The organism is Streptomyces qaidamensis (genome assembly GCF_001611795.1).
Lineage (GTDB): Bacteria > Actinomycetota > Actinomycetes > Streptomycetales > Streptomycetaceae > Streptomyces > Streptomyces qaidamensis.
The window spans coordinates 1,830,057-1,851,807 of the sequence record NZ_CP015098.1; the positions used below are offsets into that span (position 1 = coordinate 1,830,057).

The 21,751-nt window shown below is 73.0% G+C and carries 19 protein-coding genes; 5 read left to right on the plus strand and 14 right to left on the minus strand.

Features of this window, described 5'->3' with window-relative positions; translation table 11 throughout:
- Positions 1 to 129: 129 nt before the first annotated feature.
- The 7 genes from A4E84_RS07955 to infC all read right to left on the minus strand — a co-directional run bounded on the left by A4E84_RS07955 (position 130) and on the right by infC (position 7,518).
- A complete protein-coding gene (locus A4E84_RS07955) occupies positions 130 to 2,682 on the minus strand; it encodes a phenylalanine--tRNA ligase subunit beta (RefSeq protein WP_062925861.1) in 2,553 nt (850 codons plus the stop codon).
- Positions 2,682 to 3,809, minus strand: coding sequence for a phenylalanine--tRNA ligase subunit alpha (gene pheS, locus A4E84_RS07960; protein ID WP_062925862.1), 1,128 nt, complete (start codon positions 3,807 to 3,809; stop codon positions 2,682 to 2,684). Before pheS ends, A4E84_RS07955 begins: the two co-directional genes overlap by 1 nt.
- Positions 3,810 to 3,937: 128 nt before the next feature.
- Entirely contained in the window at positions 3,938 to 5,080 is a 1,143-nt protein-coding gene (locus tag A4E84_RS07965) for a sensor histidine kinase (RefSeq protein ID WP_062925863.1), read from the minus strand.
- 53 nt (positions 5,081 to 5,133) lie between these two features.
- Positions 5,134 to 5,994: a TrmH family RNA methyltransferase gene (locus tag A4E84_RS07970; protein WP_062925864.1), complete on the minus strand. Its 861-nt coding sequence runs from the start codon at positions 5,992 to 5,994 to the stop codon at positions 5,134 to 5,136.
- Positions 5,995 to 6,082: 88 nt separating this feature from the next.
- Positions 6,083 to 6,466, minus strand: coding sequence for a 50S ribosomal protein L20 (gene rplT / locus A4E84_RS07975; RefSeq protein WP_010045263.1), 384 nt, complete (start codon positions 6,464 to 6,466; stop codon positions 6,083 to 6,085).
- A 98-nt stretch (positions 6,467 to 6,564) separates the two neighbouring features.
- Positions 6,565 to 6,759, minus strand: coding sequence for a 50S ribosomal protein L35 (gene rpmI / locus A4E84_RS07980; RefSeq protein WP_003977225.1), 195 nt, complete (start codon positions 6,757 to 6,759; stop codon positions 6,565 to 6,567).
- A 108-nt stretch (positions 6,760 to 6,867) separates the two neighbouring features.
- Positions 6,868 to 7,518, minus strand: a complete 651-nt coding sequence (gene infC, locus A4E84_RS07985; protein ID WP_107057837.1) for a translation initiation factor IF-3 — start codon at positions 7,516 to 7,518, stop codon at positions 6,868 to 6,870.
- A 395-nt stretch (positions 7,519 to 7,913) separates the two neighbouring features.
- Between infC and A4E84_RS07990 the strand changes: the two genes are divergently transcribed.
- Positions 7,914 to 8,270: a DUF1844 domain-containing protein gene (locus A4E84_RS07990; protein ID WP_062925865.1), complete on the plus strand. Its 357-nt coding sequence runs from the start codon at positions 7,914 to 7,916 to the stop codon at positions 8,268 to 8,270.
- Between the two features lie 7 nt (positions 8,271 to 8,277).
- On the opposite strand, the gene A4E84_RS07995 is transcribed toward A4E84_RS07990, so the two are convergent.
- From A4E84_RS07995 to A4E84_RS08005, 3 genes are read right to left on the minus strand one after another with little or no spacing between them, the layout of a single operon-like run.
- On the minus strand, positions 8,278 to 9,006 hold the full coding sequence (locus tag A4E84_RS07995) for an SseB family protein (protein ID WP_062925866.1): 729 nt from the start codon (positions 9,004 to 9,006) through the stop codon (positions 8,278 to 8,280).
- A gap of 42 nt (positions 9,007 to 9,048) precedes the next feature.
- Positions 9,049 to 10,257, minus strand: a complete 1,209-nt coding sequence (mycP, locus tag A4E84_RS08000; RefSeq protein WP_062925867.1) for a type VII secretion-associated serine protease mycosin — start codon at positions 10,255 to 10,257, stop codon at positions 9,049 to 9,051.
- Positions 10,254 to 11,066 carry a hypothetical protein gene (locus A4E84_RS08005; protein WP_062925868.1) on the minus strand — a complete coding sequence of 271 codons (813 nt, stop codon included), beginning with the start codon at positions 11,064 to 11,066 and terminating at the stop codon, positions 10,254 to 10,256. Before A4E84_RS08005 ends, mycP begins: the two co-directional genes overlap by 4 nt.
- A 1,777-nt stretch (positions 11,067 to 12,843) precedes the next feature.
- Between A4E84_RS08005 and A4E84_RS08010 the strand changes: the two genes are divergently transcribed.
- Complete coding sequence (locus A4E84_RS08010; RefSeq protein ID WP_062925869.1) at positions 12,844 to 14,046, plus strand: amino acid deaminase/aldolase; 1,203 nt, start codon at positions 12,844 to 12,846, stop codon at positions 14,044 to 14,046.
- 13 nt (positions 14,047 to 14,059) lie between these two features.
- On the opposite strand, the gene A4E84_RS08015 is transcribed toward A4E84_RS08010, so the two are convergent.
- From A4E84_RS08015 to A4E84_RS08030, 4 genes are read right to left on the minus strand one after another with little or no spacing between them, the layout of a single operon-like run.
- The gene (locus A4E84_RS08015) at positions 14,060 to 14,959 is read right to left on the minus strand and encodes a DUF2510 domain-containing protein (RefSeq protein ID WP_062925870.1); all 900 of its coding nucleotides are present in this window, start codon (positions 14,957 to 14,959) and stop codon (positions 14,060 to 14,062) included.
- A 48-nt stretch (positions 14,960 to 15,007) separates the two neighbouring features.
- Positions 15,008 to 15,793, minus strand: a complete 786-nt coding sequence (locus tag A4E84_RS08020; protein WP_062925871.1) for a 3-oxoacyl-ACP reductase — start codon at positions 15,791 to 15,793, stop codon at positions 15,008 to 15,010.
- Positions 15,790 to 17,163 carry an aldehyde dehydrogenase family protein gene (locus A4E84_RS08025; RefSeq protein ID WP_062931360.1) on the minus strand — a complete coding sequence of 458 codons (1,374 nt, stop codon included), beginning with the start codon at positions 17,161 to 17,163 and terminating at the stop codon, positions 15,790 to 15,792. Before A4E84_RS08025 ends, A4E84_RS08020 begins: the two co-directional genes overlap by 4 nt.
- An 8-nt stretch (positions 17,164 to 17,171) precedes the next feature.
- Complete coding sequence (locus A4E84_RS08030) at positions 17,172 to 18,536, minus strand: glutamine synthetase family protein (RefSeq protein WP_062925872.1); 1,365 nt, start codon at positions 18,534 to 18,536, stop codon at positions 17,172 to 17,174.
- A gap of 98 nt (positions 18,537 to 18,634) precedes the next feature.
- On the opposite strand from A4E84_RS08030, the gene A4E84_RS08035 reads away from it, so the two are divergent.
- The 3 genes from A4E84_RS08035 (at position 18,635) to A4E84_RS08045 (ending at position 21,685) form a co-directional block, all read left to right on the plus strand.
- A complete protein-coding gene (locus tag A4E84_RS08035) occupies positions 18,635 to 19,375 on the plus strand; it encodes a FadR/GntR family transcriptional regulator (protein ID WP_062925873.1) in 741 nt (246 codons plus the stop codon).
- A gap of 152 nt (positions 19,376 to 19,527) precedes the next feature.
- On the plus strand, positions 19,528 to 20,973 hold the full coding sequence (gene eat, locus A4E84_RS08040; RefSeq protein WP_062925874.1) for an ethanolamine permease: 1,446 nt from the start codon (positions 19,528 to 19,530) through the stop codon (positions 20,971 to 20,973).
- Between the two features lie 37 nt (positions 20,974 to 21,010).
- Positions 21,011 to 21,685: a gamma-glutamyl-gamma-aminobutyrate hydrolase family protein gene (locus tag A4E84_RS08045; RefSeq protein ID WP_162494379.1), complete on the plus strand. Its 675-nt coding sequence runs from the start codon at positions 21,011 to 21,013 to the stop codon at positions 21,683 to 21,685.
- Positions 21,686 to 21,751: the final 66 nt, after the last annotated feature.

Below are 21,751 nucleotides of genomic sequence, written 5' to 3' on the forward strand. Positions count from 1 at the left end.
CCTGCCCGACACTCCGTGGCGGGGCGGACGGCATCGCCGGCCGGATGGTCAGGGGCGCGGGGAACTGCGCGAACGACCACGACGAACCGTCAGCCGCCGACACACCGCAGTTCCCCACCCCTTGGGCACTCAGCTCCGCAGCTCGGCCCCGACACGCTCGCCCGCGAGGGCGACCGCCGCGTCCCGGGCCGCAGAGGCCTCGTCCACGGTCAGCGTCCGGTCGGCTGCCCGGAACCGCAACGCGTACGCGAGCGACTTCCGCCCCTCGCCCAGTTGTTCGGCGTTCTCGTACACGTCGAACAGCCGGATCGCCTCCAGCAGCTCCCCGGCACCCGCACGCAGGGCCTCCTCGACCTCGGCCGCCGGGACGACGGCGTCGACGACCAGGGCGACATCCTGCGTGGCGACGGGGAACGTGGAGATCCGCGGCGCCTCGGCCGTGGCGTCACCGGCGGCCTCCACCGCGTCCAGGTCGATCTCCATCGCGCAGCTGCGCGCGGGCAGCCCGAGGGCCTTCACGACCCGGGGGTGCAGCTCGCCCGCGTGACCCACGACCCGCTCGGCGCCGCCCACGGTGACCGCCAGCTCGGCGCACCGCCCCGGGTGCCACGGCCCGTACTGCCCCTTGCGGACGACGAGTTCGGCACCGGCCTCACGGGCGACGGACCGGGCGGCCTCGACCGCGTCGGCCCAGTCGGCCGGACGGCCCTTGCCCCACCAGCCGGCCTGCTCGCGCGCACCGGCGAGGACGACGGCCACGTGCCGCGGCTGGTCGGGCAGCGCCGCGTTCAGCTCGGCGAGCTCCTCGTCGGTCGGACGGCGGTCGACGGGCAGCACGGCCGCGATCCGCTGCTCCTGGCGCGGCCGGAAGACCAGTCCGGTCTCGAACAGCGCGAGGTCGTGCGAGCCGCGGCCGTCGTTGCGGCGCAGGGCGGCGAGCAGACCCGGCAGCAGCGTCGTGCGCAGCGCGGGCTCCTCGTCGCTCAGCGGGTTGCTGAGCTGCACGACGCGGCGGGCCGGGTCGTCCGCCTCCAGGCCGAGCTGGTCGAAGACCTGCTCGCCGATGAAGGGGTAGTTCAGCGCCTCGACATACCCGGCACCGGCCAGGGCACGGCCGACGCGGCGGTGCAGCCGCTGCCGGTCCGTCAGGCCGAGACCCGCCGGAGGCTTGGGCAGCGTGGAGGGCAGGTTCTCGTAGCCCTCCAGCCGGATGACCTCTTCGGCCAGGTCGTTCGGGTCGGTGAGGTCGGGCCGCCAGGACGGCACGGTGACGATCAGCTCGTCCTGCCCGTACACGTCGCAGCCGACCTCCTGGAGGCGGCGCACGACGGTCTCGCGGCCGTAGGCGACGCCCGCGACCTTGTCCGGGTGGTCGGCCGGGATCGTGATGGTGTGCGGCGCGGAGGGGGCCAGGACCTCGGTGACGCCGGCCTCGGCGGTGCCCCCGGCGAGGAGGACCAGCAGGTCGACGGTGCGCTGCGCGGCGGCGGCCGCGGCCTGCGGGTCGACGCCGCGCTCGAAGCGCCGGGACGCCTCGGAGGACAGCTTGTGGCGGCGGGCCGTGCGCGCGATCGACACCGCGTCGAAGTGCGCGGCCTCGATGACGACGTCCGCCGTGGCGTTCTCGACGTTGATGGGGGTCCCCCCTGCTCGAGCGGAGTCGAGAGCTTGGGGGAGGTCGGCGATCTCCGTGTTGGCGCCGCCCATGACGCCGGCGAGCCCGATCGGGCCGCGGTCGTCGGTGATCACCAGGTCCTCGGCGTCCAGCGTGCGCTCGACACCGTCGAGGGTGGTGAGCTTCTCGCCCGCCTCGGCCCGGCGCACCCCGATGGTGCCCTGGACCAGGCCGCGGTCGTAGGCGTGCAGTGGCTGGCCGAGCTCCATCATCACGTAGTTCGTGACGTCGACGGCGAGGGAGATCGGGCGCATGCCGACCTTCTGGAGCCTGCGCTGGAGCCAGATCGGGGAGCGGGCCTCGGCGCTCAGGCCGGTCACCGTGCGGGCGGTGAAGCGGTCGCAGCCGGTGGGGTCCGAGACCTGCACCGGGTAGCCGTAGGCGTTCGGGCCGGGCACGTCGATCAGGGCCGGGTCGCGCAGCGGCAGGCCGTAGGCGATGGCGGTCTCGCGGGCGACGCCGCGCAGCGACAGGCAGTAGCCGCGGTCGGGCGTGACGGCGATGTCGAGGACCTCGTCGACCAGTTCCAGCAGCTCGACGGCGTCCTTGCCGATCTCGGTCTCCGGCGGCAGGACGATGATGCCCTTGGTGCCGTCGTCGCCCATGCTCAGCTCGTCGCTGGAGCAGATCATGCCGCGGGACATCTTGCCGTAGGTCTTGCGCTCGGCGATCTGGAAGTCACCGGGCAGGACGGCGCCGGGCAGGGCCACGACGACCTTGTCGCCGACGGCGAAGTTCCGGGCGCCGCAGACGATCTCCTGGGGCTCGCCGGTGCCGTTGGCCTGCCCGACGTCGACGGTGCAGAAGCGGATCGGCTTCTTGAACTCCGTCAGCTCCTCGATGGTCAGCACCTGGCCGACGGCGAGCGGCCCCTTGAGGTCGGCGCCGAGGTGCTCGACGGTCTCGACCTCCAGACCGGCCGAAATGAGCTTGGCCTGGACGTCCCGGCCGGTCTCCGTCGCCGGCAGGTCGACGTACTCCCGCAGCCAAGAAAGCGGGATCCGCATCAGATCTCCATCCCGAACGGCCGGGTGAACCGGACGTCACCCTCGACCATGTCTCGCATGTCCTCGACGTTGTGGCGGAACATCAGCATCCGCTCGATGCCGAACCCGAAGGCGAACCCGCTGTACTTCTCCGGGTCGACGCCGCAGGCGGTGAGCACCTTGGGGTTGACCATGCCGCAGCCACCGAGCTCGATCCAGCCCTCGGACGAGCAGGTGCGGCAGGGGCGCTCGGCATTGCCGATGGACTCGCCCTTGCAGACGTAGCAGAGCATGTCCATCTCGGCGCTGGGCTCGGTGAACGGGAAGAAGTTCGGCCGCAGCCGGGTCTTCATGTCCTCGCCGAAGAGTGCCTGGACCATGTGGTCCAGGGTGCCCTTGAGGTCGGCCATCGTCAGGCCCTCGTCCACCGCCAGCAGCTCGATCTGGTGGAAGACGGGCGTGTGCGTGGCGTCCAGCTCGTCGGTGCGGAACACGCGGCCGGGGCAGACGATGTAGACCGGCAGCTCACGGTCGAGCAGCGCGCGGGCCTGCACCGGGGAGGTGTGCGTGCGCAGGACGACGCCGGACCCGGACTCGTCGGTGCCCTCGGGGCCCTGCACGAAGAAGGTGTCCTGCATCTGCCGGGCCGGGTGGTCGGGCAGGAAGTTCAGGGCGTCGAAGTTGAACCACTCCGCCTCTGCCTCCGGGCCTTCGGCGACCTCGTAACCCATGGCCACGAAGACGTCCGCGACCCGCTCCATCATGGTGGTGAGCGGATGCCGGGCGCCGGAGGGCACGCGGTCGTACGGCAGCGTGACGTCCACCGCCTCCTCGACGAGCACGCGCGCGTCCCGCTCGGCCTCGAGCTCCACCTGGCGGGCGGCGAGGGCCTTGTTCACGGCGCCGCGGGCCTGGCCGACGCGCTTGCCGGCCTCGGCCTTGGCGTGCGGGGGCAGGGCGCCGATCTCGCGGTTGGCGAGGGCCAGCGGGGAGGCGGGGCCGGTCTGGGCGACCTTCGCCTCGTGGAGTGCGTCGAGGGAGTCCGCGGCGGCGAAGGCGGCGAGCGCCTCGTCCCGCATGCGCTCGATCTCTTCCGGTTTCAACGTCTCGACCTCGACCGGGTCGTACGACTTATTCGGTGCCGACATCTCTTCCCGTGCTTCCGATTGGCTGGCTGGAGGTCCCCGTCTCCGACTCGGACGGCCGCCTGAAGGGACACAAAGGTGCCAATGGCCGAGTCTAACGGGGTGGAGGTACGCGAATGCGCCCGCGGTGCTCAGGCGAGATAGGCCGGAGCGCTCACGGGCAACGTAAATCGGAACTCGGCGCCGGCGCCGGGGGCGCGGCCGACCGTGATGGTGCCGCCGTGGGCCTCGACGATGCCCTTGACGATGTAGAGACCGAGGCCCGTCCCGCCGCGCTTGCTGCCCCGCCAGAAGCGGGTGAAGACGCGGTTCATGGACTCCTCCGGGATGCCGGGCCCCTCGTCGCTCACGATGACCGACGTACCGGTGTCCTCGTCCTCGCGTGGGGACGCCGTGGCCGTGACATCGATCGTGACAGTTCCCTCGCCGTGCCGCACGGCATTTTCCAGCAGGTTGCTGAGCACTTGGTCGATCTTGTCGGGGTCGGCCCACAGATCGGGCAGCGGCTGCTGGACGCGCAGCAGGAACCGGTCGGCCGGCTGCCCGGCGGCGACGTAGGCCTGGATGTGCCGTCCGACGGCGGCGCCGATGTCGACGGGCTGGCGGCGCACCTCCAGGCGGCCGGAGTCGATCCGGGAGATGTCGAGCAGCTCGGCGATGAGCCGGGTGACCCGGTCGGCGTCGGCGTCGACGGTCTCCAGCATCAGCCGCTTCTGGTCGTCGGTGAAGCGTTCCCACTTGGCGAGCAGCGTGGCGGTGAAGCCCTTGACGGAGGTCAGCGGGGAGCGCAGTTCGTGGGCGACGGTGGCGATCAGCTCGGCGTGGCTGCGCTCGGTGCGGCGGCGGGCCTCGGTGTCGCGCAGGGTGACGACCAGGCGCCGGACGGGTCCGGTGGGCCGGATGCGGACGTAGCGCGCGGAGACCAGCACCTCACGGCCGCCGGGCAGGAGCAGGTTGCGCTCGGGCTGTCCGACGCGGATGGCGAGGCCGCCGTAGGGGTCGGTCAGCTGCCACCAGCGCCGGCCTTCCAGGTCCTCTAAGGGCAGGGCCTTCTCCAGCCGCTGTCCGAGGGCGTCCCGGGCGCGGACGGCGGTGATGCGCTCGGCGGCCGCGTTGAAGCAGATGACGTGGCCCTGCTCGTCGGCGACGACGAGCCCGTCGGGCAGGTGGTCGGGGTCGATGCCGAGGCCGGCGGGATCACCGGGTGGCCGGGACGCGGCGGGCGAGCTCCCGGCGTCCTGGGCTCCCGGTGCGCTGCTCGTGCCGACGCTCATCCCCGTACCCCACCTCCAAGGCTCCGCAGAGGGGTCCTGAGCTGGTCACCCTACTAGTTCCCGGTGACGGAGCGGCACCCTCCCGAGGCGCGCTGTGCACGCGCCGACGCATAGAGACATACGGCGGCGGCGGTGGCGAGGTTCAGGCTCTCGGCCTTCCCGTGGATCGGGACGCGGACGACGGCGTCGGCGAGGGCACGCGTCTCCTCGGGCAGGCCCCAGGCCTCGTTGCCGAAGACCCAGGCGGTGGGCCCGCCCATGGTGCCCTTGTCGAGCTCGTCGTCGAGGTCGCGGTCGCCGGCGCCGTCGGCGGCGAGCACCCGGACACCGGCGTCCCGCAGTGCGCCGACGGCCTGCTCCACGGGGACGCCGACGGCGACCGGCAGGTGGAACAGGGAGCCGACGGAGGCGCGGACGGCCTTGGGGTTGTACACGTCGACGGAGGCGTCGGTCAGGACGACGGCCTCGGCCCCGGCGGCGTCGGCGCAGCGCAGCACGGTCCCGGCGTTGCCCGGGTCACGGACGTTGGCGAGGAGGGCGACGAGCCGGGGACGGGCCGCGAGGACCTCTTCGAAGGGCGTGTCCAGGAACCGGCAGACACCGACGAGGCCCTGCGGGGTGACGGTGGTGGAGATGTCGGCGATGACCTGCTCGGCGGCGAGGTGCACCCGGGCTCCGGCCTCCCGGGCCGCCCCGACGATGTCGGCGTAGCGCTCGGCGGCCTCCAGCGTCGTGAAGAGCTCCACGAGCGTGGCCGCGTCCCCGCTCCGGTGCCCGGCGGCCTCCCGGACGGCCTGCGGCCCCTCCGCCAGGAACAGGCGGTCCTTCCCCCGGAAGTTCCGCTTGGCCAGCCGCCGCGCGGCCAGGACGCGGGGGGAGCGGGGGGAGACGAGCTCGGGGGTGGCGGGAGGCATCCGGTTCGCTTTCTCGGTAGCTACACAGCAGGACCCGCAGGCCCTGTCCGGCCTGCGGGTCCTTCAGTCACATCGGCTCGAGCCGGGGTCACGCAGCCTTCGGCGCGTTCACGTCGCTCGGCAGCGCCTTCTGGGCGACCTCGACGAGCGCGGCGAACGCACCGGCGTCGTTGACGGCCAGCTCGGCCAGGATCTTGCGGTCGACCTCGATGTTCGCGGCCTTCAGACCCTGGATGAAGCGGTTGTAGGTCATGCCGTTGGCGCGGGCAGCGGCGTTGATGCGCTGGATCCACAGCTGACGGAAGTCGCCCTTGCGCTTCTTGCGGTCGTTGTAGTTGTAGACCAGCGAGTGGGTGACCTGCTCCTTGGCCTTGCGGTACAGGCGCGAGCGCTGACCGCGGTAGCCGGAAGCCTGCTCGAGGATCGCCCGGCGCTTCTTGTGGGCGTTGACTGCCCGCTTGACGCGTGCCACTTGTTAACTCCTTGTAGCGGGGTCGTGGGGGTGCTCACACGACCCGGTATCGATTGGGTCCCGGTCCGGCGTCCGTACGGCGCTCGCGCGCCGGGACGTCACTTGCCGAGAAGCTTCTTGATCTTCGCGGCGTCGCCCGGGGCCATCTCGGCGTTGCCGGTGAGGCGACGCGTCACGCGGGACGACTTGTGCTCGAGCAGGTGGCGCTTGCCGGCGCGCTCGCGCAGCACCTTGCCGGAGCCGGTGATCTTGAAGCGCTTGCTGGCACCGCTGTGCGACTTGTTCTTCGGCATAGCGCCGTTCTCTCCTCGTCGGTGGCGCTCCGGTGCCCGGTCGCGAAACCGGGCACGGTGGAGCGTCGTCTTGTATCGGTTACTTCCTGGGACTGGCGTCCCGGGGAGTCACGCCTCGGCGGGCTCCTCGGCGGGCTCTTCAGCCGGCGCCTCGTTCTCCGCGGCGTTCTGCGACTTGCCGGGGTTGGCCTTCGCTTCCGCCTTGCGGGCTTCCTGCGCCTGGCGAGCCTCGGCCATCGCCTCGGTCTTCTTCTTGTGCGGACCGAGAACCATGATCATGTTGCGGCCGTCCTGCTTCGGGTTCGACTCCACGAACCCGAGGTCGGCCACGTCCTCCGCGAGACGCTGCAGCAGTCGGTAGCCCAGCTCGGGCCGGGACTGCTCGCGACCACGGAACATGATCGTGATCTTGACCTTGTCGCCCTGCTTGAGGAACCGAACGACGTGACCCTTCTTGGTGTCATAGTCGTGCGGGTCGATCTTCGGCCGGAGCTTCATCTCCTTGATGACCGTGTGCGCCTGGTTCTTGCGCGCCTCACGGGCCTTCATGGCCGACTCGTACTTGAACTTCCCGTAGTCCATGAGCTTGCACACGGGCGGACGGGCGTTCGCCGCGACCTCGACCAGGTCCAGGTCGTACTCCTGCGCAAGCTCCAGTGCCTTGGCCAGGGGGACGATGCCCACCTGCTCGCCACTGGGACCGACAAGTCGCACCTCGGGAACGCGAATCCGGTCGTTGATGCGGGGCTCGGCGCTGATGGATCCTCCTCGGTAGCACCACGCGGCGGTCTGGCGGACGGCCGCGTAACGTCTGTGTTCGATAGACCTAACCGCGCCGAGGCAACAAAAATGCCCCGGACGATCCCAGGCGGGGCTCCTCGAACTACCGGAGCACCACCACGGGAAGCCGCGGGGCACACTTTCGGACGGAACGCCGCCACGTGGACGGGACCGCCTGACCGGTGACCCGCCGCCCTGAGGGTGATCGGGTGGGAGTTCGAAAGCCTCCACTTGTGGGCCGGGCTCGCGGGCTGTGAGGCATACGTGTCCGACCGGTCGTTACACGAGGTTACCAGCAATGGCCAGGGACGGCCAATCGGGGCGTACCGGGGTCCCGTGGGGAGGACCCGCTCCCTGCGCCTATCGTGTGGGGCATGAGTGAGACCCCTCCTGAGTCCCCCGACTTCGACGCCATGGCCCGCGACATCGCCGAGGTCCCGGCGGTCGAGGTGATCGTGACGGTCGCCGTCAACCTGATGAGCGCCGCCGCCGTGAAGCTCGGTCTGACCGAGGAGGGCGAGAAGCACAAGGACCTGGACGAGGCCCGCAAGCTGGTCCACGCCCTGGCCGGTCTGCTGGACGCCACGGCGACCGAGATCAGCTCCTTCCACGCGGCCCCCCTGCGCGACGGTCTGAAGTCGCTCCAGCTGGCGTTCCGCGAGGCCTCGCTCGTCCCGGACGAGCCGGGCCAGGGGCCGGGCGAGAAGTACACGGGCCCGGTCTACGGCTGACCGGACCTCAGCGCACGAACAGGGGCTCGCCCGGTACGGCCGCCTCGGCCGGCAGCAGTGCCAGGTCGAGGCCGCGCACCAGGCGGGCCCGCAGTGTTGCGTCGGCGGCGAGCCGCTCGGCTACGGCCCTCGCGGCTTCGGCCGGCACCGCGGACGGGTCCAGGACCAGAGCGAGGGTGCCGTCGGCCCGGCCCGGGCCGAGGTGGGCGCGCAGTACGGCGGGCTCGGCGGCCACGGATGCGCGCACGGCCTCCACGACGGCCGGGTCGGTGAGCGGGTCGGTGGTCGTGCGGCCCTCGGCGAGGGCGAGCAGGGCGGGGCCGGTCAGCTCGAACGGCACCGGTCCGGCCACGTCGAGCACGATCGTGTCCGCCTTCTCGTGCGCGGCGGCCTGCAGGGCCTGGTGCAGCGGCACGGCGACGGGGCGGGCCGCCGGGTCCCAGCGGGCGAGGGAGTCCGTCGAGGTGAAAGCGGGCAGGGCGGTGCGGTCGCCGGCCTTCAGCGTGGGGACGGCCATGTCGCTGGTCTTCTCGTGGCGCAGTCCCCGCTCGTCCTGCTCCACCTCGCCGAGCACGGCCACGACGGGGACGAGCAGCCGGGCGCCCTTGAGGGCGGCCAGGACCGGACCCACGGCGCTCCGGTCCGCGGACCAGGCGGTGAGGGCCGCGCTCAGCCGGGGGTCGGCGGAGCCGTCGTCGTCGGAGAAGCCGGAGTCCGGGATGTTCTTGTTCGCCACGCGTCGACCCTATCGGCCGGGTGGTGGGTCCCCGGCAGTGGCTCAGAAGTCCGCACGGCCGGCACGGCGGCCGCGCCACAGGACGACCGCCGCGACCAGCAGGACGCCGCCGGCACCGCCCGCGAGGGGGGGGGCCCAGTCGGCGGCGCCGTCGCCGGAGGTGACGGCGTCCGGTCCGCTGCCGAAGTACTTCGCGCCGTAGGACGCCGACTGCAGGTCCTCCGGCTTCAGACGGCCGGCGGCCTCGATGGCGGCGGCCGGGTCGACGAAGCCGAAGCCGCGGGAGTCGTCGCGGCCTCCGGCCGGGGCGTTGCGGGCGGTGTCCTCCAGCAGCGTCTTGATCTGGGCCGGGGCGAGAGTGGGGTGGGCGGCCTTGACCAGGGCGGCGGCGCCGGAGACGAAGGCGGCGGCGGCGCTGGTGCCCCATCCCTCGTAGTACTTGTGGTCGGGGTCGGCGATGACGACGTCGACGCCGGGGGCGCTGACCGTGGCGTACCAGCGGCGGGTGGAGAAGGAGGCACGGGTGCCGGCGCGGTCGACGGCCGTGGCGGCGATGACACCCGGGTAGGCGGCCGGGTAGGAGATGTGGTCGCCCTTCTCGCCGCCGTTGCCGGCGGAGGCGACGACCACCACGCCCTTCTTCAGGGCGTACTGGATGGCCTGGTCCTCGCCCGGTTCGGGGTGCGCGGAGGCGGAATCGTCGCCGAGGGAGAGGTTGATGACGTCGGCGCCGTGGTCGGCGGCCCAGCGGATGCCCTCGGCGAGGGCGTTGCCGCGGGTGCTGCGGGCCTTGGCCCGGGAGGGGTCGCCGTCCTCCAGGATCACGCGGACCGGGAGGATCTTCGCCTCGGGCGCGATACCGAGGACGCCGTCGGCGTCGCCGGGGCCGTGCCCGTGGCCGGCGATGATGCCGGCCATGGCGGTGCCGTGCCGGGCCCAGGCGCGGTCGCCGGGTTCGGCCCCGAAGCCGATCAGGTCCTTGCCGGGCAGGACGTTGCCGGCCAGGTCGGGGTGGCCCTCGTCGACGCCGGTGTCCAGGACGGCGACGGTGACGCCGCGGCCCTTGGTGGTCTGCCAGGCCTGCTCGGTGTGCATGGCCTGAAGGGCCCACTGCTGGGCGCGGATGCCGTCGGCGTGCGCGGTGGCGGCGGGGAGGAGGACGAGACCGGCGGTGAGCAGGACGCCGAGGGCGGCAACCCTCCTGGACGGCCTGCGCGGGCTTTTCCCGGCCGGGGGGCGCACGGCGGTCACGAGGGCTGCTCCGAGGCCGAGCGGACGTTTCTGCGGAAGTCGCGTTCGACGCGGTCGGCGAGGCCCTTCGCCTCGTTGCCGAGGCCGGCCTGGGCGGCGGCGGTCGTGGCGTCGGCCTCCACGGCGTCCCCGGCGGGCTGCGGGTCGTCGACGGTGCGGCCGTCGGCCCAGCCGGAGACGGCGTAGACGACGACCGGGGCTTCGGTGAGCACGGAGACGGTCCAGGAGGCGCGCTGGCGGGCGCCGAAGTCGGCGGCGAGCGTGCCCTTCGCGGCGTACGGCAGGGGCATCAGGTCGCTTCGGCGGTCCAGGCGTTCCTTGCGGAAACGGTTCGCGAGGGCGGTCATGCCGGGGGCGTCGGCGGTGGTGAAGAGCAGGCCGACGGTGGTCACGTAGCTCTCGGTGGCGTCGGTGTAGGTGGCGCGCAGGAGGCGTTCGCAGCCGACGGGGGCGAGGGCCTTGCGCAGCAGCGGGTCGAAGGCGTTCTTGCAGCCGCTGTCGGGGGCGACGGCGATGCGGGTCCAGGTGCGGTCGGCTCCGCCGGGGCCGGCGCCCCGGCCCTGCACGGTGGGCGGGAAGAGCTGGTCGACCGGGACGCTGTGCCAGAGGCTTCCGGCGGCGGCGAACGTACTGGGCGAGCCCTCTTCCCCGGAGCCGCCGACGAGCCAGCTGCCGGTGACCGCTCCCGAGATGAGTCCCAGTCCGAGCACGAGGCAGACAGCGGCAGCGGCGGCCTGCGGCGCCCCGCGCCGGACGAGCGGCCGGGGCCGGGCGTCGCCGTCGTAGCCCTCGGGTTCACCGAACGACACCAGGGGGCGCGTGGCGCTCCAGGAGAGGGCGGGGTCGGGAGCGACCGGGGCGGGGCCACGGTGGGGTGGGGCGGAGGGAGCCTGCGGCTCGTGTGCGGGGCGCGGCGGGGTGGCGGGGCGGGCGAAGGGTACGGCCGGCTCACCGGGTGCCGGGTCGGCGGGGACCGGGCGAAGGCGGGCGGTCGTCTCGGAGGTGTTCTCGCCGGGGGCGCCGGTACGGCGGGGTGCGGGGAGCCGGAACGGCCGGCCGGCCGGGTCCGACGGCGCTCCGGTTGAAGGACCGAAACCGCCGGAACCGCCGGGGGCGGAGAGGCGGAAGGGCCGTCCGGGCGTCTCCGCCGAGGTCCCTTCCGAAGGCTCCGGACGTCCCGCCCGGCCGGCGGGGCCTGGCGTGGGGAGGTGACGCGGGCGCGGAGGAGTGTCGGGCGCCGGGGAATTGGACGGCTTGTCCGAGTCGGGGCGGGTCTCACGGCCGGCACCGGACGGCCGGTCCGAGGCCGAGCGCGCCTCACGGCCGAGGCCAGACGGCCCGTCCGAGCCGGGACGGGCCTCACGGCCGCCGCCAAACGGCCGGTCCGAACCCGGACTCGCCTCACGGCCAACGCCGGACGGCCGGTCCGAGCCCGGCTGAGCCCCCCGGCCGCCGGACGGCCGATCCGAGCCCGGATGGGCCCCGCGGCCGGCACCGGACGGCCAGTCCGACGCAGCACGCACCTCGCGACCGGCACCGGACCACCCGTCCGAGCCGGGACGGGCCTCACGGCCGACGCCAAACGGCCGGTCCGAACCCGGACTCGCCTCACGGCCAACGCCGGACAGCCGATCCGAGCCCAGACTCGACTCACGGCCGACGCCAAACAGCCGGTCCGAACCCGGACTCGCCTCACGGCCAACGCCGGACAGCCGATCCGAACCCGGCTGAGCCCCGCGGCCGGCGCCGGACGGCCGGTCCGACCCCGGACTCGCCTCCCGGCCAACGCCGGACAGCCGATCCGAGCCCAGACTCGATTCACGGCCGACGCCAAACGGCCGGTCCGAACCCGGACTCGCCTCACGGCCAACGCCGGACAGCCGATCCGAACCCGGCTGAGCCCCGCGGCCGGCACCGGACGGCCGGTCCGACGCGGCGCGCGTGTCCGACGCAGCGCGCGCCGCGTGGCCGACGCTGGGCGGCGCGTCAGGGAAGCGGGTGGAGCCACGGGGTGGGGGCGGGGCGGTGGGCTCCGCGCGCCGGGGGGAGGTGGGCTGGGTGCGGCGGGGTGTGGTGGGGTCGGCGTTCGCGGCCCCGAGTGCCGGGAAGCGGGGGCGGCCGTTCGGCCCGTCGGAGGACTTCGGGCCGTCCTGGTCCCCGGTGGCTGCCGGTCCCGTCACAGGAGCGGACGCGGACGTGATGCCCGGGGTGTCCCGCCCGTCCGCCGCCGGGGCTTCCGGCGCGGCCGGCGGGTGCGACGGACGCGGTGGCGTGGTGGGGCGCGGAGGGAAGGAGGCGCGTGGCGCTTCCGTGCTCATGCACCCCCCGTTTCCTCATGCCCGGGCCGCTCGTCTCATGCGGGCCGTTGCCGTCCTGCCCGAGGCCCGGCACGGAATCGTCCCGGGCACACCTACCCGTACGGACGGAGCGTCATCCCGGCGCGGATCCCCGGCCGACGGCGTCCGTCGTACGTTCGCGTCACTCTACGGCTTGTTCCTGGGCGAACGGGAACCAGTCCACGACGCCGGGGCATCTGCCCGGAACGTCCCCCTACCCTGCGGTAATCCAGTCTGGCAGGCTGCGTTCATGACTGCGCGCGCCGCCGACCGGGCCCGTTACGACCGGGCCACCGCCCATCTCGACGCCCCTCTCGCGATCGTGGACCTGGAGGCTTTCGACGCCAACGCCGCCGACCTGGCCCGACGTGCCGGGGGCAAGCCGATCCGGGTCGCCAGCAAGTCCGTGCGCTGCCGGGCGCTGCTGGAGCGCGTCCTGGCCCGCGACGGCTTCGCGGGGATCATGTCGTTCACCCTCGCCGAGTCACTGTGGCTGGCCCGTTCGGGGTTCGAGGACGTGCTGCTCGCCTATCCGTCCGCCGACCGTGCTGCCTACGCCGAACTGGCCGGTGATCCCAAGCTCGCCGCCGCCGTGACCGTCATGGTCGACGACGTCGCCCAGCTGGATCTGATCGATGCCTCCCGGGGCGGCGGGCGTGAAGTGGTGCGGGTGTGCCTGGAGTTGGACACGTCCCTGAAGCTGCTCGGCGGGCGGGTGCGGGTCGGGGCCCGGCGTTCGCCGCTGCACTCCCCCGCCCAGGTCGCCGACGTGGCACGGGCGGTGGCCCGGCGGCCCGGATTCGAGGTCGTGGGGATCATGGCGTACGAGGGGCATGTCGCCGGTGTCGGGGACTCGCTGGCGGGGCGTCCGCTGCGGTCCCGTGCGATCCGGCTGATGCAGGCCGCCGCCAGACGTGAACTCGCCGAGCGGCGTGCGGAGGTGGTGCGTGCGGTGCGGGCGGTCGTGCCGGGTCTGGAGTTCGTGAACGGCGGCGGCACCGGCTCGGTGCAGCACACGGCGGCCGAGGACGCGGTGACCGAGATCGCCGCCGGATCGGGGCTGTACGTGCCGCGCCTGTTCGACAACTACACGTCGTTCAGCGGCCGTCCGTCGGCCCTGTTCGCCCAGCCCGTGGTGCGACGGCCGGGGGTCGGGGTCGTGACGGTGCTCGGCGGTGGCTACCCCGCCTCCGGCGCGGCCGGGGCCGACCGGTCGCCCGTGCCGTATCTGCCCGAGGGGCTGCGCTACGACCCGCAGGAGGGTGCCGGTGAGGTGCAGACGCCGCTGCTGGGCTCTCCCGCGGACGATCTGCTGATCGGTGACAAGGTGTGGTTCCGGCACGCGAAGGCCGGTGAGCTGTGCGAGCGGTTCGACCGGCTGCACCTGGTCGAGGGCGACGCGGTGACGGCGACCGTGCCCACCTATCGCGGCGAGGGGCACACGTTCCTCTAGGCGCTGTGCGGCGTCAGTCCGTCGGGCCGATGCTGCTGCCGACGCCGCCGCCCGTGCCCGCGTCGCCGAACGGGCGGATGCCCTTGGTGATGCGGTCCATGTCGGCGAGCGGCGGTCCGTCATCGCCCGCGTCGAAGACGTACCGGACGAGGACCGGCGACTCGGTGCCGACGCTGGAAGGGAAGACCAGCGACTGCACGTAGCCGCCGGGGCCCTTGCCGGTCTTGACGCTCCAGCGCACGAGATACCCGGCGCGGCCCGCCACCGCGACCGGCCCGGACTTGACGACCTGGTGCGACTCCAGGCCGCCGTGGAGCTCGCGGCCGAGCCGGTCGCGGTCGTAGGCCTCGTCGGCGGCGTCGGAGATGTCCGCCTTGGCGAGGGCCTCGGGGGACTTCTCGTCGTTCTCGGTCACCGTGCGGGAGAAGACCATGCCGTGGCGGCACAGGCCGACGCCGGCGGGGCAGTCGTAGGTGCCGTCGGTCGTCATGACGACGTCGTCCTGGGCGACGTGCTGCGGGCGGACCCAGCCGTCGCGCAGCGGGAACGTGATGCCGTTGAGCTGGTCCTCCACGACCGCGGGGTCGTCCGCGGACGGTTCCGAGGTGGACGCCTCGGGGGTCGGTTCCGACGAGCCGGGCGTGGTCTCGGGCGCGGAGGTCGGGGCCGTCCCGGTCTGCGTGCCGTCGCCGTCGCCCCGGCCGAGGGCGACGGCTCCGGTGACGATCGCCGCGGCGAGGACGGCGCCGGCGGCGGTCAGGGCGACCGCTTTCGTCCGGCCGGTGCCGCCGCCCGGTGGCGGGGCGGCGGGCGCCTCGGGCGCGCTGCGGTGCTCGGTCCAGGCCGTGCCGTCCCACCAGCGCTGCCGGTGCGGGGCGTGCGGGTCGGGATACCAGCCGGGCGGCGGCGTCATGCTCATCCCGGCACTGTAGGGCGCGCCCCGGACCGTCCGGGCACTCGCCTACAGGGGTGTGACGTACGCCCCGGCGATCCCGCCGTCGACCAGGAAGTCGGTGGCGTTGACGAAGGAGGAGTCGTCGCTGGCCAGGAAGGCGACGGCGGCGGCGATCTCGTCAGCCTCGGCGAACCGGCCCAGCGGGATGTGCACCAGGCGGCGCGCGGCCCGCTCGGGGTCCTTGGCGAACAGCTCCTGAAGGAGCGGGGTGTTGACCGGGCCGGGGCACAGGGCGTTCACGCGGATGCCCTCACGGGCGAACTGCACGCCCAGTTCACGGGACATGGCGAGGACGCCGCCCTTGGAGGCCGTGTACGAGATCTGCGAGGTGGCCGCGCCCATCCTGGCGACGAAGGACGCCGTGTTGATGATCGAGCCCCGGCCCTGGCGCTGCATGTAGGGGATGGCGGCCTTGCAGCACAGGTAGACGGAGGTGAGGTTGACCTCCTGGACGCGCTTCCAGGCCTCCAGGCCGGTCTCCAGGATGGAGTCGTCGTCGGGCGGGGAGATGCCGGCGTTGTTGAAGGCGATGTCGACGCTGCCGTAGGTGTCGTAGGCGGTCCTGAAGAGGGCTTCGACCTCGTCGGGGTCGGTGACGTCGACCTTCACGAAGGTGCCGCCGGTCTCCTCGGCGGCGGCCTTGCCGCGGGTCTCGTCGACGTCGCCGCAGACGACGTGGGCACCCTCGGAGGCGAGGCGGCGGGCGGCGGCGAGGCCGATGCCGCTGCCGGCTCCGGTGACGACGGCGGTGCGGCCGACCAGGCGGCGGCAGATGTTTTCCTGGGCAGTCACTGTGCGGGGCCCTCCGTGCTGATGAAGACGTTCTTGGTTTCGGTGAAGGCGGCCAGGGCGTCGGGGCCGAGCTCCCGCCCGACGCCGGACTGCTTGTAGCCGCCGAACGGCGTCCAGTAGCGGACGCTGGCGTGGGAGTTGACGGACAGGTTGCCGGCGCGGACGGCCTGGGAGACGCGCAGGGCGCGGCCGACGTCGCGGGTCCAGATGGAGCCGGAGAGGCCGTAGGGGGTGTCGTTGGCCAGGCGGATCGCGTCCTGCTCGTCGGTGAAGGGCAGGAGCACGGCGACGGGGCCGAAGATCTCCTCACAGGCCGCCGCCGAGTCGGGGCTCTCGCCGGTGAGGACGGTGGGCGGGAACCAGAAGCCCGGGCCCTCGGGTGCGCTGCCGCGCAGGGCCGGGGCGCCGTCCGGTACGAAGCCGCGGACGCGGTCGAGCTGCTGCCGGGAGATCAGCGGGCCCATCTGGGTCTTCTCGTCGGCCGGGTCGCCCACCACCACGTCGGCCAGCGCCTCGGCGAGATGCTCGCGGACCTCGTCGTAGACGGACTCCTGGACCAGGATGCGGGTGCGGGCGCAGCAGTCCTGGCCGGAGTTGTCCAGGAAGGAGAAGGGGTCGACGGCGGTCTTGAGGTCGGCGTCGGCGAAGACGATGTTGGGGCTCTTGCCGCCGAGTTCGAGGGTGACGGGCTTGACCTGCTCGGCGCCGAGGGCCGCGACGCGCGTCCCGGTCCGGGTCGAGCCGGTGAAGACGATCTTGGCGACTCCGGGGTGCCGGACCAGGGCGTCGCCGGTGATGTCACCGCGTCCCGGCAGCACCTGGAAGAGGTGCTCGGGGAGCCCGGCCTGCAGGGCGAGTTCGGCCAGGCGCAGGGCGGTGAGCGGGGTGGTCTCGGCGGGCTTGAGGATGACGGCGTTGCCGGCTGCGAGGGCGGGGGCGGTGCCCCAGGCGGCGATCGGCAGGGGGAAGTTCCAGGGCGCGATCACGCCGACGACGCCGAGCGGTTCGAGGATCGTGACGTTCAGGCCGCCGGGGACCGGGATCTGCCGGCCGGTGAGCCGTTCCACTCCCCCGGCCGCGTAGTCGAGCAGGTCGCGGACGTTGCCGGCCTCCCAGAGGGCGTTGCCGATGAGGTGGCCGGCCTCGCGGACCTCCAGGCGGGCCAGTTCCTCCAGGTGCTGGTCGACGGTGGCCGCGAAGCGGCGCAGCAGCCGGGCGCGGTCGCCGGGGGCGAGGGCGGCCCAGATCCGCTGTGCCCTGGCGGCATGGGTGACGGCCGCGTCGACGTCGGCCGGACTCGCCCCGGCGACGGCGGCGACGACCTCCTCCGTAGCGGGGTTCAGTACTTCCAGAAGGTGCTCGGAAGACAAGAAGGACCTCACATGCGTTCGAAGGAGCGGCGCAGCTCCCAGTCGGTCACCGCGGCGTCGTAGGCGTCCAGTTCGACCCGCGCCATGTTGCGGTAGTGCGCGACGACCTCGTCGCCGAAGGCGGTCCGGGCGACGGTGCTGTTCTCCCAGAGCTCGGCGGCCTCGCGCAGGGTGGTGGGGACGTGGTCGAGGTCGGCGGCGTAGGCGTTGCCGGGGCAGGGCTCGGGCAGCTCCAGTTTCTGCTCGATGCCGTGCAGTCCGGCCGCGACCAGTCCGGCGACGGCGAGGTAGGGGTTGACGTCGCCGCCGGGCAGTCGGTTCTCGAAGCGCAGGGAGCGGCCGTGGCCGACCACGCGCAGCGCGCAGGTGCGGTTGTCCTGGCCCCAGGCGACGGCGGTGGGGGCGAAGGAGCCGGGCTGGAACCGCTTGTAGGAGTTGATGTTCGGGGCGTAGAGGAGGGAGAAGTCGCGCAGGGCGGCGAGCTGGCCGGCCAGGAAGTGGCGCATGACCTCGGACATGCCGCCTTCGAGGTCCCCGGCCATGGCGTTGGTGCCGTCGGCGTCGGCGAGCGAGAGGTGGATGTGGCAGGAGTTGCCCTCGCGCTCGTTGTACTTGGCCATGAAGGTGATCGACATGCCCTCCTGGGCGGCGATCTCCTTGGCGCCGGTCTTGTAGACGGAGTGCTGGTCGCAGGTGACGAGGGCCTCGTCGTAGCGGAAGGCGATCTCGTGCTGGCCGGGGTTGCACTCGCCCTTGGCGGACTCGACGGTGAGACCGGCGCCGGCCATCTCGTTGCGGATGCGGCGCAGCAGGGGCTCGATGCGCCCGGTGCCGAGGACCGAGTAGTCGATGTTGTACTGGTTGGCCGGGGTCAGGCCCTTGTAGCCGGCGTCCCAGGCCTGTTCGTAGGTGTCCTTGAAGACGATGAACTCCAGCTCGGTGCCGACCTGGGCGGTGTAGCCGAGCTCGGCGAGGCGCTCCAGCTGGCGGCGCAGGATCTGCCGGGGGGCCGCGACGACCGGGGAGCCGTCGTTCCAGGCGAGGTCGGCGTGGAGCATGGCCGTGCCCGCGTTCCAGGGGACACGGCGCAGGGTGGTGAGGTCCGGGTGCATGGCGAAGTCGCCGTAGCCGCGGTCCCAGGAGGACATCGCGTAGCCGTCGACGGTGTTCATCTCGGTGTCGACGGCGAGCAGGTAGTTGCAGCCCTCGGTGCCGTGCCGGAGGACCTCGTCGAGGAAGAAGCGTGCGGCGAACCGCTTGCCCTGGAGTCGCCCTTGCATGTCGGGGAAGGCCAGGACGACAGTGTCGATCTCACCGCCGGCGACGAGGGCGTGCAGCTCCTCGACGCTCAGCGGGGGTGTGCGGTCTGCCACGGGAAGGCCTCCTAGGCTCCTTGGATCCGCTGCCTTGGATCCGCCGGGAGCCATAAGGTATTGCGGAGAACCATTGCTTGGGAAGGGGGTGCGGCCACATGCCGGAGGAGGAAGGCGCTGGCGGCGAGGTGCGGGACGGGCTGACGCCGGTGCTGCGGCCGGTGCGCGCGGGCAACGGCTTCGAGGAGGCGCTGGAGCAGATCCTGCAGGTCGTACGGCTGGGCCTGGTGCCGGGGGGCGAGCGGCTGCCGGCCGAACGGGAGCTGGCGGAACGGCTGGGCATCAGCCGGGTGACGCTGCGCGAGGTGCTGAAGGTGCTCCAGGACCAGGGTCTGGTCGAGTCGCGGCGCGGCCGGTACGGCGGCACGTTCGTGCTGCCGCGCGCCGACGCGGTCGGGGAGGACGAACTGCGGCGCCGGGTCGCCGAGGTCGACATAGAGGACGTGCTGCGGTTCCGGGAGGTGCTGGAGGTGGGCGCGGCCGGACTGTGCGCGGCGCACGGACTGGACGACAAGCAGGCGGACCGGCTCCGGGAGGCGCTGGCTCGCACGCACGACGCGCCGCTCACCGAGTACCGCCGCCTGGACACGCTGCTGCACCTCACGCTCGCCGAGCTGTCCGGCTCCCCCACGCTCACCGCCCAGTACGCGGCCGTCCGTGCGACGGTCAACGACCTGCTCGACTGCATCCCGCTGCTGGTCCGCAACCTGGAGCACTCCCAGCGGCAGCACACCGCCCTGGTGGAGGCGGTGATCGAGGGCGAGGCCGACCAGGCGCGGGAGATCATGCGCGAGCACTGCGGGGGCACGGCGGCGCTGCTGCGGGGCTTCCTCGGCTGAGTCGGGCACCGTCGTGGCGCGGTGAGGATTTACGGGCGATTAACGCAGGGGTCTTGCCATCCTCGGTCGGCACCGCAAAGGTATGGCTCCATTCCATTGAGTCGGAGCCCGCTCGATCCCGTGACCGCCGCCGCCCCGTCGGGAGTCTGCCCATGCCCCAGGAACCCACCGTCACCCCCGCCGCCCCCGAGGGCGACGACTATCTGGAACGCAGAGCACTGCGCCGCGGCAGCGCCGGCTGGGTGCTGCTGACCGGCCTCGGCGTCGCCTACGTCGTCTCCGGCGACTACTCGGGCTGGAACTTCGGCCTGGCCGAAGGCGGCTTCGGGGGCCTGGCGATCGCCATGGTCCTGATGGGCGCCATGTACGCGTGCATGGTCTTCGCCCTGGCCGAACTCTCCTCGATCCTGCCCACCGCGGGCGGCGGCTACGGCTTCGCCCGGCGGGCGCTCGGCCCGTGGGGCGGCTTCCTGACCGGCACGGCGATCCTCATCGAGTACGTCCTCGCGCCCGCCGCGATCGTCATCTTCATCGGCGACTACGTGGAGTCGCTGGGCCTGTTCGGGCTGGAGTCCGGCTGGCCGATGTACCTGGTCTGCTTCGCGATCTTCCTCGGCATCCACCTGTGGGGCGTCGGCGAGGCGCTGCGCTTCAGCTTCGTCGTCACCGGTATCGCGGTGGTCGCCCTGGTCGTGTTCGCGCTGGCGGCGCTGCCCGACTTCTCCTTCGCGGCGCTGGACGACATCCCGGTGGACTCCTCCGCCGCGGGGTCGAGCTCCTGGCTGCCGTTCGGCCTGCTCGGCGTCTGGGCGGCGTTCCCGTTCGGCATGTGGTTCTTCCTCGGCGTCGAGGGCGTGCCGCTGGCCGCCGAGGAGACCAAGGACCCGGCCCGTACGCTGCCGAAGGCGATCCGCTGGTCGATGGGCATCCTGGTGGTGCTGGCGGTGGTCACGTTCTTCGCGGCGGCCGGGGCACGCGGTTCCGACGCGATCCAGGAGGCGGGCAACCCGCTGGTGGAGGCGCTCCAGCCGAACGGCGAGGCCACGACGCTGAGCCGGATCGTGAACTACGCGGGCCTGGCCGGCCTGGTGGCGTCGTTCTTCTCCCTGATCTACGCGGGCTCGCGCCAGCTGTTCGCCCTGTCCCGGGCGGGCTACCTGCCGCGCTTCCTGTCGCTCACCAGCCGCCGCAAGGCGCCGTACCTGGGCCTGCTGGTGCCCGGCGCGATCGGCTTCCTGCTGGCCGCGGTCTCCGGCAACGGCGCGCGGATGCTGAACATCGCGGTCTTCGGGGCAACCATCTCCTACGCGCTGATGTCCCTGTCGCACATCGTGCTGCGGCGCCGCGAGCCGGAGCTGCCGCGGCCGTACCGTACTCCGGGCGGCATCCTGACCTCGTCCGTCGCGCTGGTGCTGGCGTGTGCGGCGCTGGTGGCCACCTTCCTCGTGGATGTGACGGCGGCGTTGATCGCGCTGGTGGTCTACGCGGTGGCCGTCGGGTACTTCGGTCTGTACAGCCGCAAGCGGCTGGTGGCGCAGGCGCCGGAGGAGGAGTTCGCGGCGCTGGCGGCGGCCGAGGCAGAGTTGGCACGGGACTAGGTGTTCGAGTGGTGAGGGAGTTGTCGTGGCCAGGCCGTTGATCGGGGTCAGCACCTATCTGGAGTCCGGGGCGCGCTGGGGCGTGTGGGAGCTGGAGGCGGCGCTGCTGCCGGTCGGCTATCCCCGGCTGGTGCAGCGGGCGGGCGGCCTGGCCGCGATGCTGCCCCCCGACGACCCGGAGCAGGCCGCCGACGCCGTGGCGCGGCTGGACGGGCTGGTCATCGCGGGCGGACCGGACGTGGAGCCGGTCCGCTACGGGGCGGAGCGTGAGGAGCGGACGGGGCCGCCGGCGCCGGACCGGGACGCGTGGGAGCTGGGGCTGATCGACGCGGCGCTGGCGGCGGGCGTGCCGTTGCTGGGGATCTGCCGGGGCATGCAGCTGCTGAACGTCGCCCTCGGGGGCACGCTCGTGCAGCACATCGACGGGCACGCGGAGGTCGTGGGCGTCTTCGGAGGGCATGCCGTCAAGCCGGTGCCGGGGAGCCTGTACGCCGGGGTCGTGCCGGAGGAGACGTTCGTCCCGACGTACCACCACCAGGCCGTGGACCGCCTGGGCGATGGCCTGGTCCCCTCGGCGTACGCGGCGGACGGCACGGTGGAGGCGGTGGAACTGCCCTCTGCCGACTGGGTGCTGGGGGTGCAGTGGCATCCGGAGATGGGGGACGACGTACGAGTGATGAGGGCCCTGGTGGAGGCGGCGGCAAGCGGCTGAACCCCAGGGGGCTCCGCCCCTGGCCCCCTGCCCATGCCCGCCCGCCCGCCCGCCACCCGAATCAGC

Bases quoted from the DNA above. Each gene is read 5' to 3' on its own strand.
- A4E84_RS07955 (WP_062925861.1), bottom strand. From the start codon at position 2,682: ATGCGGATCCCGCTTTCTTGGCTGCGGGAGTACGTCGACCTGCCGGCG.
- pheS (WP_062925862.1), bottom strand. From the start codon at position 3,809: ATGTCGGCACCGAATAAGTCGTACGACCCGGTCGAGGTCGAGACGTTG.
- A4E84_RS07965 (WP_062925863.1), bottom strand. From the start codon at position 5,080: ATGAGCGTCGGCACGAGCAGCGCACCGGGAGCCCAGGACGCCGGGAGC.
- A4E84_RS07970 (WP_062925864.1), bottom strand. From the start codon at position 5,994: ATGCCTCCCGCCACCCCCGAGCTCGTCTCCCCCCGCTCCCCCCGCGTC.
- rpmI (WP_003977225.1), bottom strand. From the start codon at position 6,759: ATGCCGAAGAACAAGTCGCACAGCGGTGCCAGCAAGCGCTTCAAGATC.
- A4E84_RS07990 (WP_062925865.1), top strand. From the start codon at position 7,914: ATGAGTGAGACCCCTCCTGAGTCCCCCGACTTCGACGCCATGGCCCGC.
- A4E84_RS08010 (WP_062925869.1), top strand. From the start codon at position 12,844: ATGACTGCGCGCGCCGCCGACCGGGCCCGTTACGACCGGGCCACCGCC.
- A4E84_RS08015 (WP_062925870.1), bottom strand. From the start codon at position 14,959: ATGACGCCGCCGCCCGGCTGGTATCCCGACCCGCACGCCCCGCACCGG.
- A4E84_RS08035 (WP_062925873.1), top strand. From the start codon at position 18,635: ATGCCGGAGGAGGAAGGCGCTGGCGGCGAGGTGCGGGACGGGCTGACG.
- eat (WP_062925874.1), top strand. From the start codon at position 19,528: ATGCCCCAGGAACCCACCGTCACCCCCGCCGCCCCCGAGGGCGACGAC.